This is a genomic window from Alkalihalobacillus pseudalcaliphilus, assembly GCF_028610675.1.
Classification (GTDB): domain Bacteria; phylum Bacillota; class Bacilli; order Bacillales; family Bacillaceae_D; genus Alkalihalobacillus; species Alkalihalobacillus pseudalcaliphilus.
In genome coordinates this window covers 208,466-224,660 of record NZ_JAQQWS010000002.1, presented here as the reverse complement: position 1 = coordinate 224,660, position 16,195 = coordinate 208,466, and the positions used below count along the sequence as shown (strand labels likewise).

Sequence of the window (16,195 nt, the reverse complement as noted above, 5' to 3'; positions counted from 1 at the left end):
TTATGGAGGATTATTCCTCTTTTATTCTGTTGCGGAATGAGGTGGTAAGTATGAATCAAGACCAGTTTATGAATGGCTTTTATAAATTTTCTATCATGTTTATGAGATTAGCTTACGTCAACCTTTTATGGCTCCTCTTCATGGCTGCTGGACTTATTTTATTCGGTTTTTTCCCAGCTACAATCGCTTTATATACCGTGGTTAGACAATGGGTTCGTGGCAATCTTGACGTACCAGTCTTCCAAACTTTTTTCCAAACCTTTAAAAGTGAATTTGTTAAAGGGAATGCAATGGGACTTGTTTACTTTGTCATTGGTTTTATTTTGTATATTGATATTTTATATTTTTCTTCGCCTACAACCATTACCTCTTTGATTTTTTATTACTTCTTCTGGGTTGTCACTTTTATTTATTTACTGGTAGGTTTCTTTATATTTCCTGTCTATGTTCAATATCAACAGAAGTGGTGGAATTATTTTCGAACCTCCATTTTTATCATGTTAATGAATCCGGTTGTTGTCATCTCCTACATTCTCTTAATAGGTAGTACGGGAATTATTATGAGAGCTTTACCGGGGTTAATCCCACTATTTTCAGGAAGTGCACTTGCTTTTGCTTTATGTATGATTAGCCAGCGTGGCTTTAGGAAAATGGAGCAAATACAAGAGGAAAGAGAGCAACCTAATAGCAGAACAAAAATAAGTACGTCCGTAAGATAAGAAAACAGAGGTTGGGGTGAGTGTCGTTGAATCAAGATTTATTTCTACAAGAAATAAAAGGCCAGTTAATCGTTTCCTGTCAGGCCTTACCTGGAGAGCCGTTATACGGAGCGGATCATATGGCAAAGATGGCTTTGGCTGCTAAGCAAGGTGGTGCAGCAGCGATAAGAGCTAATAGTGTGACTGATATACTTGCGATCAAAGCAGAGGTGGATTTACCTGTAATCGGGTTAATTAAGCAAAATTACAAAGATAGTCCGGTATTTATTACACCAACAAAAAAAGAAGTGCAGTTATTGATAGAAGCCGAAGTGGATGTGATTGCCATTGAAGCAACCTTTCAAGAAAGGCCAAATCAAGAACGCTTTGAAGAGTTAATTGATTTGGTTAGAAATTCTTGTAATAGCTTGATTATGGCGGATGTTTCAACGTATGAAGAAGGGTTTAAGGCAATAGAGCTTGGGGTTGACCTCATCTCTACAACGTTATCAAGTTATACCTCTTATACAAAGGAACGGGAAATACCGGATTTGCCGTTAATTGAACGATTATCTCAACAGTCACCCATTCCTATTATTGCAGAAGGAAATATTAAAACGCCGGAAGAGGCAGCGAAGGCCATACATGCTGGAGCCTATGCTGTAGTTGTAGGTGCTGCTATTACGAGGCCACAAATTATTACAAAAAGCTTCTATGAGGCTGTTCAAGAAGCAAGCGTAGGGTTGAATGTGAAGCGTTCCTAGGAATGAGTGCTGTAATATCGAACCAAACTCCACATGAAGGGGGTAGCGTGTATGCGTTTCATTAACCAAACAATAGAAGAGCTAGAATCCTATATACCGATTGTGGAAAAAACAAAGAAGTATGACTTATTTTGGGAACAAACAATGAATGCAGTAAGAAAGAAATCCATTCATGAACAGATGACGAAAATTGATTATCCGATTAAACAAATAGAGGCATTTGATGTTACATACCAAGGGTTTGATGAAACGCCTTTGAAGGGGTTTTATATTAGACCTACGCAGTTTGAAGGCTTATTGCCTTGTCTTGTCATTTATCATGGCTATGCAGGTCATAAAAATTCTGTCTCTCATTATATGAAATGGTTGATTCAAGGTTACGCTGTCTTTGCTGTTGATAGTCGTGGTCAAGGTAGAAGTGCCGATTATTCCCCCTATTCTAGTGATGAATTAGGAAGCTGGGTAGTGAAGGGGATTTTAGATAAAGAGGAATATTACTATCGTAAAGCCTACGTAGATTCAGTGAAGGCACTCGATTTTATCGAGACAAGACCAGAAATTGATCAAAAGAGAATCGCTGTGATGGGGGCAAGTATGGGTGGAGGCCTTACCTTAGCCGTTGCGGCGTTAGATGACCGCCCGAAATTAGCGATTGCCGACGTTCCGAATATGTGTAACATCGAGCTAACGATGAAGCAGAAGTTTGAAGGGTCTTTTAATATAGTCGAGCAATTCCTTCATCGGCATCCGCAATGGATTGAGCAGGTCTATGATACATTGTCTTATTTTGATCATATTCATCTGAGCCAACATATTAGCTGCAGAGTAAGGATTTCAGTTGGACTGAAAGATTTAATTTGTCCGCCGATGCCGATTTATGGTGTTTACAATCTAATCAAAAGCGAGAAGTCTATCGAGGCGTACCCATTCTCTGGACATGATATGGCTATCATCTCACATATGGACAAAACACTTGCCTTTGTTAACCGATATTTATAAAAAAGTAGTTAAAGGATGATAGTGAATGGAAAAAATAGGATTTTCAATTAGTCCAGAGATGATGATAACGAGTATTGCTAGCTCATTAACAAAATCAGAACAAAAGGTGGCAGAGGTTGTAAAAAATAGTATGAAGGACGTTGTCTATTGGTCTGTCTCGGATTTAGCAGAGCATGCACAGGTAGGTGAAACGACCGTTATTCGATTTTGTAGGAGATTAGGATATCGAGGTTATCAAGATTTTAAATTAGCGGTTGCCCAAAGTACAAATGAACACCAAACCGGTGCTGTGGAAGTGGAAGAGGTTCATGAATCTGATAGCGCAGAGAGTCTCGCTAAAAAAGTCACTTCGGCGAATACGAATATGCTTCAAAATACACAAAAGCTTGTTGATCCGAATGCAATAGCACAAGTAACTAAGAAGATTATTTCCTCTAACCAGATTTTTATATTTGGAGTAGGTGCTTCTGGAATCATGGCCCAGCAAGCACAGTACCGGTTAATGCGGTTAGGTTACCGGAGTCTAACCGCAGCTGATGCCCATTTAATAGCAATGAATTGTTCGTTAACTGGGCCAAAGGATGTAGTGATTGCTATTACGACATCAGGGAGCACAAAGGATCTTGTAGATGGTATTAAAATTGCCAAAGAAAAAGGAGCCTTTATCATTTGTATTACGAATCATTTGAAATCACCGATTACGAAGTATAGCGATGTTGTTTTATTAACATCTTCTAAAGAGAGTCCGTTACACGGTGGTGCTTTATCATCGCTAATTTCACAGATGCATGTTTTAGATATTTTAACAAGGTATATTGAATTCCAAGACAAAGATCGTTCACAGAAGGCTTTGAAAAATACCGCCAAATCTGTTTCCGACAAGTTATACTAGGGGGTTTGACGATGGATGTAGAATTGAAAGCGGATATTGTTATCATCGGTGGAAGTACAGGAGGGTGTGCAGCTGCATTAGCAGCTGCACGGTCTGGAGCGAAAGTTATTATGACAGAGGAAACGAAGTGGATTGGTGGTCAGTTGACAAGTCAAGCGGTGCCACCAGATGAGCATCGTTGGATTGAAAGCTTTGGCTGTACAAGGAGCTACCGTCATTTTAGGAATAGATTAAGAAGTTATTATCAGGACCATTTTCCACTTACTTCAAAAGCTAGAGAACAAGCACAATTTAATCCAGGAAATGCAATTGTAAGCCGTATTGCATGTGAGCCAAGAACGGCATTAGCTGTATTTGATGAAATGTTAGCTCCATTTATTCACTCGGGTCGAATTACTCTTTTACTCGAATCTAAAGTACATCATGTAGAAACTGACGAAGATGATGTGCGAATGGTTGAGGTTGAACATGTTGTGACGAAAGAAAAGAAGCAACTACTAGCACCCTATTTTATAGATGCAACAGATTGTGGAGATGTACTTCCACTAGCAGGGGCGGAATATGTAACGGGATCAGAGTCACAAAGTGATACAGGGGAGCCGCATGCACTTAGTGGAGAAGCAGACCCCATGGATATGCAAGCATTTACTCAATGCTTTGGCTTAGATTATGTAGAAGGGGAAGATTTTACAATTGAAAAACCTAAAGATTATTCATTTTGGTCTTCCTACCAAGCGGATTTTTGGCCGAACAAGCTTTTAGATTGGACGGCCGTCAATCCGGTTACTTTAGAGGCAAACACGTATGGATTCTTCAAAGGTGAGGCAGCCTTTCCATTATGGGAGTATCGTCGAGTCATTGATAAAGAGAATTTCAGGGCTGGCTTTTTTGAAGGTGATATTTCTTTAATTAATTGGCCACAAAATGATTATTGGTTAGGGCCGATTATTGATGTTGAAGAGGAAGAAAGAGTGAAGCATCTGAATCAAGCTAAGCAGCTCTCACTATCGCTCTTATATTGGTTACAGACAGAAGCACCTAGACCAGATGGCAAGTTTGGTTATCGTGGCTTAAGACTGCGTAAAGATGTGGTTGGTACGGAAGATGGAATGGCTATGTATCCCTACATTCGTGAATCACGAAGAATGAAAACTGAATTTACCGTTTTAGAACAACATATTAGTGCGGATGTTCGTGGTGATTTAGGGGCTGAAAATTTTGAAGATTCTGTCGGCATTGGCAGTTATCGTATTGATCTGCACCCAAGCACAGGGCAGCGCTCATTTATTGATATTTCAAGCTTGCCTTTTCAGGTTCCACTTGGGAGCTTGATTCATGTAAGAATGAATAACCTCTTACCGGCTTCTAAGAATTTAGGGGTAACCCATATCACTAACGGGTGTTACCGCTTACATCCTGTCGAGTGGAATATTGGTGAGGTGAGTGGCTTACTTGCTGCTTACTGTATAAGGAATCAAACAAGCCCAAGGCAGGTTAGAAACACTGCAGCACTTTTACAAGATTTCCAGCAACTCTTACAAGCAGAGGGGATTGAACTAAAATGGCCGACTGTACATGCCGTTTAATTGGCCGAGAAGGAGGGGGAAATGGCAGAACCATCCGTATTAGATGCAAACAAGCCACATAACGCATTACCCAAAAAAGTAACACCAAAGAAAAAGAATGTCTTAATCAAACATTGGGATTTGTATTTAATTATGGTTCCGGGCATTCTATTTTTCCTCATATATAGGTATGTCCCGATGTGGGGAGTGGTCATTGCTTTTCAAGATTATAGTGTATTTGCAGGAATCAGCGGAAGTGAATGGGTAGGCTGGAAACACTTTGAGCGTATGTTTGAAACGGAGGAATTTTATCGAATTTTCTCTAACACATTACTTATTAGCTTATATAAATTATTTTGGGGTTTCCCAGCTCCTATTATTGTTGCTCTTATGTTAAATGAGCTTAGGAACATGTTATATAAACGTACGATTCAAACCGTCATTTATATGCCACATTTCCTATCTTGGGTTATTGTTGGCGGTATTATGATTAACATTCTTGAACCATCTACGGGTATTATTAATCAATTTATTTCGTTCTTAGGGTTTGAACCGATATATTTTATTGCTGATGATAGCTGGTTTAGAACGGTTTTAGTGACGAGTGATCTTTGGAAAAGTGTTGGTTGGGGTACAATTCTCTATTTAGCGGCGTTAGCGGGTATTAACCCTCAATTGTATGAAGCCGCACGAGTAGATGGAGCAAATAAATGGCAACAAACATGGCACATTACATTACCTAGCTTATTACCAACGATTGTTATTCTGTTTATCTTACAAATGGGAAATATATTAGAAGTTGGCTTTGAACAAGTGTTTATCCTGCTAAACCCGCTTGTATATAATGTCGGTGATGTCTTTGAAACCTATGTATACCGAGTCGGGATTACACAAGGACAGTTTAGCTATACAACAGCAGTAGGGCTGTTTAAATCAGTCATTGCCTTAATCCTCGTAGTTGGGGCAAATAAGATAGCGAAAAAGTTAGGCCAAAACGGATTATGGTAAGGAGGGAAAAGCATGTCAGTCCATCAAACAACAGGTGAAAAAGCATTTTCAGTGTTTAACATCATCTTTTTAGGTGCCTTTGCCCTAATTTGCCTTTTCCCTTTTATCCATGTCATTGCACAATCATTGAGTAGCCATCGGGCGATCGTATCTGGTGAAGTTATTTTCTTCCCGATAGATATTACCTTTCATGCTTATAAAGAAGTATTTATGGATGCTCATTTCATTAATTCATTTGTTATGAGTATTCTTAGAACCGTAGTGGGTACGTTTTTTAACGTATTTTTTACATGCTTGATGGCTTACCCGCTCTCGAAAACGTATATCAAAGGTAGGGGACTCATACTATTTCTAGTCGTTTTCACGATGTTATTTAATGGAGGAATGATTCCAACCTATCTCGTCGTGCGAGAAACAGGTTTATTAAACTCATTTTGGGTTTACATTATCCCCTCTTTAATTAGTGCGTTTAATTTAATCATTGTTAAAAATTTCTTTCAAAGTGTACCGCAGGAGTTGGAGGAGTCAGCGAGAATTGATGGTGCCTCTAATATTCGGATATTATTTAGGATCGTCATTCCTCTTTCCATGCCGGTTATTGCAACGATAGGTCTGTTTCATGCTGTATTCCATTGGAATTCATTTTTTGATGCGGTTATCTATATTAGTGATCGAAATCTGTATCCTTTACAAGTTTACTTGAGAGAGTTAATTCAATTTGATCAATCAGAAATCAGTTTAAGAGATAATTTTGAACAGCAGTTGATTGCAACTGAATCATTAAAAGCAGCGGCATTAATTGCGAGTACCGTACCGATCCTTATTGTTTATCCGTTTTTACAGAAGTATTTTGTGAAGGGTGTCATGCTTGGTTCTGTTAAAGGTTAAAACCTAGGAGGTGATGGTCATGGGGGTTAATACATCATAATCATTCTTGATTCATAGCCCAAAAACAATCGAAAAATAAGGGGGAATTAAAGGTGAGAAGAAAAGTGTTTTTTGCCATCTTTGTCTTAATTTCATTACTTGTTATTGCAGCTTGTTCACCAAGTGGTAGTGACGAAACTGGTGGAGATGACCCATCAGATGCAGATAATGAAGATGCGGAAGACGAAGTAGTTCAAGAGTTACGTTCCATTGAAATTGTCGTTAATAACTATGGTCGAAGTTTCCCTAGTGGATTAGACGAGGAAAACAATCCATATTTAGACTTTATTGAAGAGCACACTAACTTAGATATTTCCGTACAAATCCCTCCTGCAGAAGGCTATATGGAGAGATTGAATGTATTAATGGCAGGGAATGATTTACCAGACTTAATTTATAGCCCTGATGCGACATGGTTTGTGAATTATGTGAATCAAAATGCGTTAACAGATTTAACGGAAATCGTTGAGCAACATGGTCAAAACCTGTTAGAGCTTATTCCTGAAGAGGCATGGGAAGCCGTGACGATTGATGGAAGTATTTATGCGATTCCGCATATTCTGCAAGAGCAAGGAACAGAGATTATGTATATTAGGCAGGATTGGTTAAATGAACTAGAGCTTGAGCAACCTGAAACTCTAGATGAATATGTAGATGTCTTACATCAATTTAAAGAACACTATAATAATGTTGGTTATATTATGACGGACCAATTAGGAAGAATTGCACCTATCCTTGGGGCTTTTGGTGTCCAACGGAGTCAATGGGTAGAGCGTGATGGTGAGTTAGTTTATTCCAGTACGACACCTGAAATGAAGGAAGCATTAGCTTTCCTATCTGAGATGTATGCTGACGGTATTTTAGATCGTGAATTCCCTTCCAATAATTTAACGGTCTTAGGTGAAAAAGTATCCAACGATCGTGCTGGGGTATTCTCAGCAGCTTGGTGGGATACGCGTGGACCTATTTTAACGAATACACAAAATAATGAAGAAGCAGAATGGGTTTCAATTCCATACCCAGTTGGTCCAAATGGAGATTCCGGAACGGCGGGTAGCCCTCTAGTGCGTGGTTATAATGCTGTACCAGTAACGAGTGACGAGGCTGAGGCTGTAGTGAGAATGCTAGATTTTATTGTAGCAGACGGATTTAGAGAAATTTTCTTAGGTTTTGAAGGAGATGTTTGGGAGATTACTGACGGAGTGGCAACAACAGACTTTGAAAAGCATAACGAACATTTATATCGCCAAATGTATACAACGGTTGAGCCTTTAGATCCTGAAACAACTAAAATCCGTTTAGATTCATTAGGTTTAGAGTTTAATTTGTTTGATAACGTAACGAAAATTGGTGAGAATGCCATTTTCTCTGAATATAATGGACCGCCGACACGTGCAAGTGGATTATATGGTGGTCAACTAAAAGCCATTGAGGACGAAGTATTTGCTAATATCATCGCAGGTAACAGCTCCATTGATGCATTTGATGATTTTGTTGAGCGTTGGAATCGCGATGGTGGTCAAGAATGGACGGATGAAGTAAACGAATGGTATAGCAACCGTTAATTGAATGATGAGATGGTACCTAGTGAACTTTTGTTAGGTACCATTTCTTCTTAGTGACTTAAAGGCAGGGGATATGAGTGATAGAAGGAGACCAACACAAAGTACTATGGATAGATTTTATGGCAAACAGTACACGACTTATATCTAAGCAGGGTAGAGAGGATTATTTTCAGAGCGCGAAAAAGCAAGGATTTACCCATGTCATTGTCGACGCTAAAATCCCTTATGGTTTTGTGACATATCCGAGTATGCATGCACCACATGTAAGTGAGTGGTCCCGTTTTTCGGCGTGGAAAGGCTTAGATTTTGTTGAGATGATGACATCCTTTGCCCGTAAATATGAGTTGGAAATTGTGATGAAATGTGATGTGTTTACAGCGGGACATATCGATTTTCCTGAAATTCAAATGGAAATAAGTGAGTCTTGTCAGGTTGAGTATTATCATTGGCAAAATAGGCGATCTTCCTTAACAAGGGCCAAAGATTATACAGAGAAGGCAATATTTTTGAATCCAGTACTTCATGAAGTGCAGAACTATCAGTTACGTATTATACAAGAGTTAGTGGAGCGTTATGAAATGGCTGCCTTTATTTTGGACCGATGTCGTTACCCTAATATTTACGCGGATTTTAGTGAAAGGAGTTTGCATGAATTTGAGAAAGCCAGAGGGATTCTTATTAAGAATTGGGAGCAGGATATCTTGGTACCTACTGAAAATGGTTTTACAAAGGGGGAATTATTCCACGAATGGATTAATTGGCGTACTAATGTGATCAAAAGCTTCATCATGAAGGCCCATCATATCATTAAAGAAGTTGCTCCGCATGCTGCTTTTGGTTTATACGTCGGTTCTTGGTATCCCGAGTATTATCATGAAGGTGTTAATTGGGGGAGTCGTTCCTATAAACCTCAACTCGACTGGACGGATGAACATTATCCAGAGTCAGCTTTAGCAGAAGAGCTAGATTTCCTTATGATTGGTTGTTATTATTCAGACATTTATGAAGGCGAAGCAAAATTACATCAGAACGAAGCGTGGAGAAGTATTGAAGGGGCCATCCAACTTGCTCGTAAAGTCACTAACAATAAGGTTCTTATCATTCCTAGTTTATACCTTTTTGACTATTACCAACAGAAAGAACGTTATTTAGAGGCGGTAACATTCGTAAAAGAAAGAAATCAAATGTCATTGATGATATTTGACGCCAGTTATTTAGAATCATATCAATGGTGGTAAATCATGACGATTAATAATGGGAGAGGTGAGTCGATTGTCAAAAGTGCTCTATATACCATTAGATGAAAGACCATGTAACTTGTTGTATCCTCAAGCTTTAGCAAAAATGACGGATGTAACGATGCTTGTACCTGGTCGAGATATTCTTGGTGATATGAAAGCACCAGCTCAGGTTGATCAAGTTATCAATTGGTTAAAGCAGAATGTGGCAGATGCCGATTATGCGATTATTTCTTTAGACATGCTCTTATATGGGGGAATCGTTCCTTCTAGATTACATACAGATTCACAGGAAGATGGTTTAAATCGATTACTTGTTTTAAAAGAATTAAAGAAAAAGAACCCGACTTTAAAATTATTGGTTTATGACTTAATCATGCGTGTACCTGCTTATAGTAGCAGTGAAGAAGAACCTGATTATTATGAAGAGTATGGTGCTCAAATCCATCGGATAGGCTGGTTAACCGATAAACAAGGGCAAAAGCTGAGCTCTGATGAGGAATTGAGAGAACTTCAACATTTACAAAAAGAAATTCCAGAGAGTATTTGGAGTGATTATACGAAACGAAGAAAACAAAATGCATGGATCACAAAGCAAGCACTCCAGTTAGTTGAAGAAGCTTGTATTGATTATATGATTATTCCCTTAGATGATAATGCTGAATATGGGTTTTCCGCTATGGAACAACGTCAACTAGCCTATGAAATTGAAGATAGAAATCTGATGGATCAAGTTGCAGTATACCCTGGGGCAGATGAGATTGCTTGTACGTTATTTGCTCGAGCTTTTTGTGACATAAAAGATTATGTGCCAGAAATTAGCTTACGTTATTCATCGATACACGGTCCGTTTGTGATTCCAAGATATGAGGATCGTAGTTTAGGAGAAAGTATAAAAGCACATATTACCGCAGCCGGAGGGGTCATTGTAGCAGATGAAATGAAGAATGACTTTTTATTAATGGTTCATGCACCAGCTCGTGGTCCGAAAGAAATGGCAGAATCTAGTTTCCCCTATAAGGAACGGAATCGCTCTTATATATCAGAGGTCAACCATCGGGAATTGGTGCAAGCGATGAAGTTTTTTACATCAAAAGGAGTTAAGGTTGCTTTAGCAGATGTTGCGATTTGTAATGGTGCCGATCACTCATTATTAAAGCAACTTCATAAGGTAAATTTGCTTGAAACACTCATTGCTTATGCTGGCTGGAATACGAGTGGTAATACTTTAGGTACTGTTATTTCTCATAGTATCATTCATGCCTATTATCAACGAAATCTGATTGAACAAGTGAAGGGTTTTGAAGAAGAGGAAAGGAAGTTCTATTATTCAAGATTAATAGAAGACTGGGGTTATCAAGCGATCGTGAGAAAGTTTATTTCTTATGAATTTCTGCCGACAATAGGGTTAACAGCACGGAATTTAGGGGGCCAAGTTGAGGAAGTAACAGAACTCATAAAAGAGAAATTAGAAGAGTTTGTCGCAACTTATCTAGAAGACTTACGATATGGGCGTGTGGAACTTGAGCATGTATATTTGCCATGGAGAAGGATGTTTGAGGTAGGGTTGTCAGTTAATTATGAAAAATAACGGTTCATAGATTGGGATTAGCTATCAAGGGAGGAGCCGAAGTCATGGAAAAATGGACGTTAAAAGAGAAGATTGGCCAAATGTTTGTTATTGCTTTTGCTGGAGAAGAGGTAACACCTGAATTACATGAAGCTATTGTGGAATGGAATATCGGTGGTGTTATTTTATTTCAAAGGAATTTGCGAGATGTGAAGAAAGTGATTCGACTAAATCGCGACATACAGGAAGTAGCCAAAAAGCATGGAAGGCCACCGTTATGGATTTCCATTGATCAAGAAGGTGGCGGAATTTCTTATTTGTGGGATGGCATGGTATTGTCACCAGGCAATATGTTAATTGGAGCAACGGGAAATAAAGCGTATGCATATGAAGCAGCAAAGAGTATGGGGGAACAGTTAAGAAACTTGGGGTTTAACATGAATTATGCACCTAATATTGATGTGAATAACAATCCAAACAATCCGGTAATTGGTGCAAGAGCATTTGGTGACCAAGCTGATAAGGTCAGTGCTTTTGGTATAGAAGCAGTCAAAGGTTATCATGAAGCTGGCATACTTGCTGTTGCCAAACATTTCCCAGGACATGGTGATACGGAGGTCGATTCCCATTTAGGGCTACCTATTGTTGATAAATCAATCGAAGAGCTTGAAATAAATGAATTACTTCCTTTTAAAGAAAATATCGACAGTGGATTAGAGGCGATTATGACAGCACATATCGTTTTTCCACAAATTGATCCGGAATACCCGGCTACTCTCAGTAAGCGAATTTTGCATGAGTTACTTAGGGAGAAGTATCAGTTTGATGGATTGATTATAACGGATTCTATGGAAATGCATGCCATATCAAAGTATGTGGGAAGAGAGCTAGGTGCTGTGAAAGCAATTGAGGCAGGGGCAGACATTATTTTAGCGTGTGGTAAAGATTTAGCATCGCAGGTGGCTATGATTGAGAGAGTTATCGATGCCATTGAAGCGGAGGAATTGGAACTATTAATTGTAAATCAAGCATTACAGAGAATTCATTATAGTAAAGAGAAATGGTTATCCAACATATTAGAGCCATCTTTAGAAAAAGTTACATTAAAGCAAACCAACTATCAAGAAACGATGAAAAGGATTGCCGCAGAGGGAATTACTTTACAAAGAAATCCACAGAATTTGATTCCATTTAGTTATAACCAACAAATTAAGATTTTGAGTCAAAGCACGTATAATGATGAGAATTATATGGGTGATAGAAAGAGTCTAGTAAAGGAAATCTTTGCTGGACCACAATATGAGGTGTTTTATCTAGAAGAGGCAAACCCAAGTCAAGTCGAGGTCAAACATTTCTTAAATTCTATTAGTGCTAGTGATGTAGTGGTTCTTTTGATTAACGAAAGAAGGAAGCTCGACCGAGCGTGGATAGAAGCGTATCAATCGATTAAACATGTAACCGCTCAAGTAGTCGTTGTGTCCTTGTGGAATCCATTTATCGACCAAACGTATCGTGATATCATTTTTGACCATTACCTGACGACATATAGTCAAACACCAGAAGTGATGATGACCTTAAAAGAGTTACTAGAAGGGAAGCATGTTTTTGCAGGAAAATAGTCAACCGTTTTAAAGCCTTTAGCTTGTAAGGGGTGTATCAAATATGAATGATTATGCGATAGGAATTGATATCGGTGGGACTAAAATTGCTGCTGGTATTATTGGCAAGGATGGTACTGTGGTTGCGAAAGAGAGAATTCCGACTTCTCAATTGGGATCGTCTCAATTGATTGAGCATGTATTGACGCTAATTCGGTTGTTAAAAGCAAAAGCAGCCGAATTGAATTGTCCTATAAAAGGGATTGGCTTAGGCAGTGCGGGTCAAGTTCATGTGAGAAGAGGTGAAATTCTCTCAGCGACTTCGAATATTAGCGGTTGGTCGGGCGTGACACTAAAAAAGGTCATCGAGGAACATTATCGATTACCTGTCTTTATAGATAACGATGTCCAAGTCATGGCATTGGCCGAGAAGAGATTAGGAGCAGCTGTTGCTTATCAACATTTTATTTGCTTGGCGCTTGGAACAGGTGTAGGTGGAGGGATCTACATGGATAATAAGCGTCTGCAAGGTACTTGGGGAGGAGCGGCAGAGCTAGGTCATACCTCAATTGATTATCAAGGTGACTTATGTAATTGTGGATTAAGAGGTTGTTTAGAAACTTTTGCTTCAGGTACATGGATAGCGAAAAAAATGAATGACCTGCAAAAGCCAGTAGCAGAAAAGCGACCATTAACAAGTGAGCAAGTATTTGACCTCTACCATGAGGGCAACAAAGATGCCAAGCAAGTGGTTAATAGAATGGTTACGGGTCTGTCTTACGGAATCATTAACTTGGTCCATACGTTTAATCCAGAAGCCATTATTTTAGGAGGCGGTGTGATGGATCATAATGACTGGATCGTTTCACTTGTCCAAAAATTTATCTCAGGAAAAGGCCTCATTCGCTTAATGGAGTCAGTGGAAATAAAAAAAGCAGAACTAGGCAGTGAGGCAGGATTAATTGGTGCTGGTTTGCAAGTCTTTTATCCGTAAATATACGAATTCTTTCATAACTAACCTCTCGATTTTAGGGAGGTTTTTTGTATATGAAAGTTACATGGGTGGTGCACATTTCTCGAGATAACTTGACCTTTTTGGTCTTTGTTTTTGGTCCGTTTTTGAAAATCGAAATGACCTCACAGACGAATGAATTTGTCTGAAGGTTCATTTCTATTTTCAAAACTTCACACAGTCGCGTGAAGTAGCCAAGCAAGCCGGCTAACGGTCCAAAAACACTTCGATTTTAGATGCTAATCCTGTTGAGTTACTACTGTCTCTTTTTTGTTTTTGGTGGCTGTTTGTGCGGTGCGTTCAATCTTTTTGGGCAAGCCCTTGCGGGCAACTCCCAAAAAGAGGTGGGGTTACGGCAAAATGTGAGAATTCTCAAAACCGTTATTAAATGAAAAGCCACCAGTAAAGAGAAAACCGCACTTGCATGTTTGTTGGTGGTGAAGTGAATCGGGCTTCGTCATGTGGTTTTTGTATGAACTGATGTATGTAATTAGTCATGAGCTGGATAGCTGAGATTAATCTACATCGTCAACATCTACCCTGCTCTTTGGTTTCTATTCCTAAAATATGCCATAATAAATAGAGGAGGGTGAGGGAGATGGAGCAAAAAATTATGATTGTTGAAGATGACCCTAAGATAGCGGAACATTTGAAACAGGCACTTGAAAAGTATGGATTTGAGGTATCGGTTGTCCTTCAATTTCATAATGTCTTACAAGAGTTTCAAATCATGAATCCGCAGTTAGTGCTATTAGATATTAATTTGCCAAGTTATGATGGGTTTTATTGGTGTAGACAAATTCGTAAGGAATCGGTATGTCCGGTAATTTTTATATCAGCTAGAACAGGGGAAATGGATCAGGTCATGGCTTTGGAGAACGGTGGGGATGATTTTGTAACCAAACCTTTTTCTACAGAAGTTGTTATTGCCAAAGTGAAAAGTCAGTTAAGAAGAGCATACGGTGAATATGCCGCTGTACAATCAGAGAATATTCTAGAGGAGAATGGGTTGAAGCTTTTTCCGGAACGGTTGACGATGCAGTTTGCCACAGAAGAAGTTCAACTCACAAAAAAAGAGACAGATATTTTAGCGTATCTTATGGAGCGCTATCCGAAAGTAGCAGGGCGTGAAGGGTTATTACACAAACTCTGGGATGATGAGGCATTTGTTGATGAGAATACATTAAATGTTAATATTACACGTGTAAGAAAAAAGCTCCAAATTTTTGGCATTGAAGACGCCATTGAAACGGTTCGAGGTGTTGGTTACTTGCTTAAGGTTACATGGGACTCCGGTGATGGACGATGATGTTGTTTCTAAGGGAATATAAGTCATTATTGTTGATGCAGCTCCTTCAATATACGGTTATTTTCTCGATATTTTGGTTGGCGGGTTATCGGGATTGGCTCTTATTATTTTATTCACTATTTCTAGGGTTCGTTATTTTGATCGTCTATATCTTTTATTATTATTTTACGAGAAAGAGCTATTACAAACGCTTACAGACTCCATTCCAATCACTAGATGAATCGTATGCTCACACTAACACAACACCGATTTCGAACGCTTTTGACGAACGCGTCAAGGAGCAATATCAATTTTATCGTGAGAAATTGAAAGAGCTAGAAGGACAGCAAGAGGAACAATTGAAATTTATGAATCAGTGGGTTCATCAAATGAAAACCCCCTTATCTGTCGTTCAGCTTATGTCGGAGGAGATGGATGAGCCTTATGCATCTGATCTACGTGCTGAGACGGATCGAATAAAACAAGGGCTGGATACAGTCTTATATATGTCACGACTAAGTACGATTGAGCAGGATTTCCACGTGGAGGAGATAAAATTAACGTCACTAATCCGAGAAGTAATGAATGAGCATCGACGTTATTTCATTAGGCACCAAGTCTATCCAAAACTACATACTACGAAAGAGCCGATTATCGTTAAAAGTGATGAGAAGTGGTTGTATTTTATTCTCGTTCAGGTCATTTTAAATGCTGTTAAATACTCGGCTGAACAATCATCCAAGCTCGACTTAGCACTTTATGATCGTGATGCTGATTTAGTTTTGGAAGTCTGCGACTATGGAATTGGAATCCCAGCAAGCGATAGAGAAAGAATTTTTGACCCGTTTTTTACAGGGGAAAACGGTCGTAAGTTTCGGGAATCTACAGGAATGGGCTTGTATTTGGTAAAGGAAGTCACAAGTTTTTTAGGCCATCGCCTAGAGGTTGAGACTGAGGTAGGGAAGGGTACAAGCTTTCGCATTATTTTCTCCGAGACTCAATACCTTACATTAATGTAAGGAAACTGAAAGAACAATCGATAGGAGTATTCCCTTTGTATTAAGTACACTA

General features: G+C 39.0%; 14 protein-coding genes. All 14 read left to right on the top strand.

What is annotated here, in order from left to right; genetic code table 11:
• The first annotated feature begins 50 nt into the window (after window positions 1-50).
• The 14 genes from PQ479_RS07765 to PQ479_RS07700 all read left to right on the top strand — a co-directional run bounded on the left by PQ479_RS07765 (window position 51) and on the right by PQ479_RS07700 (window position 16,143).
• Entirely contained in the window at window positions 51-719 is a 669-nt protein-coding gene (locus PQ479_RS07765; protein ID WP_047986776.1) for a YesL family protein, read from the top strand.
• Between the two features lie 26 nt (window positions 720-745).
• Entirely contained in the window at window positions 746-1,462 is a 717-nt protein-coding gene (locus tag PQ479_RS07760) for an N-acetylmannosamine-6-phosphate 2-epimerase (RefSeq protein WP_047986777.1), read from the top strand.
• Between the two features lie 51 nt (window positions 1,463-1,513).
• The gene (locus PQ479_RS07755; RefSeq protein ID WP_047986778.1) at window positions 1,514-2,461 is read left to right on the top strand and encodes an acetylxylan esterase; all 948 of its coding nucleotides are present in this window, start codon (window positions 1,514-1,516) and stop codon (window positions 2,459-2,461) included.
• 25 nt (window positions 2,462-2,486) lie between these two features.
• Window positions 2,487-3,353 (top strand): MurR/RpiR family transcriptional regulator, encoded by an 867-nt coding sequence (locus tag PQ479_RS07750; RefSeq protein WP_047986779.1) that lies wholly within the window; start codon window positions 2,487-2,489, stop codon window positions 3,351-3,353.
• An 11-nt stretch (window positions 3,354-3,364) separates the two neighbouring features.
• A complete protein-coding gene (locus PQ479_RS07745) occupies window positions 3,365-4,939 on the top strand; it encodes an FAD-dependent oxidoreductase (RefSeq protein ID WP_047986780.1) in 1,575 nt (524 codons plus the stop codon).
• 21 nt (window positions 4,940-4,960) lie between these two features.
• Complete coding sequence (locus tag PQ479_RS07740; protein ID WP_047986781.1) at window positions 4,961-5,926, top strand: ABC transporter permease; 966 nt, start codon at window positions 4,961-4,963, stop codon at window positions 5,924-5,926.
• Window positions 5,927-5,938: 12 nt separating this feature from the next.
• Window positions 5,939-6,814, top strand: coding sequence for a carbohydrate ABC transporter permease (locus PQ479_RS07735; protein WP_047986782.1), 876 nt, complete (start codon window positions 5,939-5,941; stop codon window positions 6,812-6,814).
• A gap of 92 nt (window positions 6,815-6,906) precedes the next feature.
• Window positions 6,907-8,418, top strand: a complete 1,512-nt coding sequence (locus tag PQ479_RS07730) for an extracellular solute-binding protein (RefSeq protein WP_053070255.1) — start codon at window positions 6,907-6,909, stop codon at window positions 8,416-8,418.
• A 119-nt stretch (window positions 8,419-8,537) separates the two neighbouring features.
• Window positions 8,538-9,656: an alpha amylase family protein gene (locus PQ479_RS07725; RefSeq protein WP_273716898.1), complete on the top strand. Its 1,119-nt coding sequence runs from the start codon at window positions 8,538-8,540 to the stop codon at window positions 9,654-9,656.
• A gap of 43 nt (window positions 9,657-9,699) precedes the next feature.
• Window positions 9,700-11,247 (top strand): DUF4127 family protein, encoded by a 1,548-nt coding sequence (locus PQ479_RS07720; RefSeq protein ID WP_273716933.1) that lies wholly within the window; start codon window positions 9,700-9,702, stop codon window positions 11,245-11,247.
• A gap of 44 nt (window positions 11,248-11,291) precedes the next feature.
• Window positions 11,292-12,845 carry a beta-N-acetylhexosaminidase gene (nagZ, locus tag PQ479_RS07715; protein WP_053070256.1) on the top strand — a complete coding sequence of 518 codons (1,554 nt, stop codon included), beginning with the start codon at window positions 11,292-11,294 and terminating at the stop codon, window positions 12,843-12,845.
• Between the two features lie 43 nt (window positions 12,846-12,888).
• The gene (locus PQ479_RS07710; RefSeq protein ID WP_047986786.1) at window positions 12,889-13,818 is read left to right on the top strand and encodes an ROK family protein; all 930 of its coding nucleotides are present in this window, start codon (window positions 12,889-12,891) and stop codon (window positions 13,816-13,818) included.
• Between the two features lie 616 nt (window positions 13,819-14,434).
• Window positions 14,435-15,145 carry a response regulator transcription factor gene (locus PQ479_RS07705; RefSeq protein WP_047986787.1) on the top strand — a complete coding sequence of 237 codons (711 nt, stop codon included), beginning with the start codon at window positions 14,435-14,437 and terminating at the stop codon, window positions 15,143-15,145.
• A complete protein-coding gene (locus tag PQ479_RS07700; protein WP_047986788.1) occupies window positions 15,142-16,143 on the top strand; it encodes a sensor histidine kinase in 1,002 nt (333 codons plus the stop codon). Before PQ479_RS07705 ends, PQ479_RS07700 begins: the two co-directional genes overlap by 4 nt.
• Window positions 16,144-16,195: the final 52 nt, after the last annotated feature.

What these genes read in the sequence shown, in the direction of transcription:
- PQ479_RS07755 (WP_047986778.1), top strand. Translation starts at nt 1,514, where the DNA reads ATGCGTTTCATTAACCAAACAATAGAAGAGCTAGAATCCTATATACCG.
- PQ479_RS07705 (WP_047986787.1), top strand. Translation starts at nt 14,435, where the DNA reads ATGGAGCAAAAAATTATGATTGTTGAAGATGACCCTAAGATAGCGGAA.
- PQ479_RS07725 (WP_273716898.1), top strand. Translation starts at nt 8,538, where the DNA reads ATGGCAAACAGTACACGACTTATATCTAAGCAGGGTAGAGAGGATTAT.
- PQ479_RS07740 (WP_047986781.1), top strand. Translation starts at nt 4,961, where the DNA reads ATGGCAGAACCATCCGTATTAGATGCAAACAAGCCACATAACGCATTA.
- PQ479_RS07750 (WP_047986779.1), top strand. Translation starts at nt 2,487, where the DNA reads ATGGAAAAAATAGGATTTTCAATTAGTCCAGAGATGATGATAACGAGT.
- PQ479_RS07700 (WP_047986788.1), top strand. Translation starts at nt 15,142, where the DNA reads ATGATGTTGTTTCTAAGGGAATATAAGTCATTATTGTTGATGCAGCTC.
- PQ479_RS07765 (WP_047986776.1), top strand. Translation starts at nt 51, where the DNA reads ATGAATCAAGACCAGTTTATGAATGGCTTTTATAAATTTTCTATCATG.
- PQ479_RS07745 (WP_047986780.1), top strand. Translation starts at nt 3,365, where the DNA reads ATGGATGTAGAATTGAAAGCGGATATTGTTATCATCGGTGGAAGTACA.
- PQ479_RS07735 (WP_047986782.1), top strand. Translation starts at nt 5,939, where the DNA reads ATGTCAGTCCATCAAACAACAGGTGAAAAAGCATTTTCAGTGTTTAAC.
- PQ479_RS07710 (WP_047986786.1), top strand. Translation starts at nt 12,889, where the DNA reads ATGAATGATTATGCGATAGGAATTGATATCGGTGGGACTAAAATTGCT.
- nagZ (WP_053070256.1), top strand. Translation starts at nt 11,292, where the DNA reads ATGGAAAAATGGACGTTAAAAGAGAAGATTGGCCAAATGTTTGTTATT.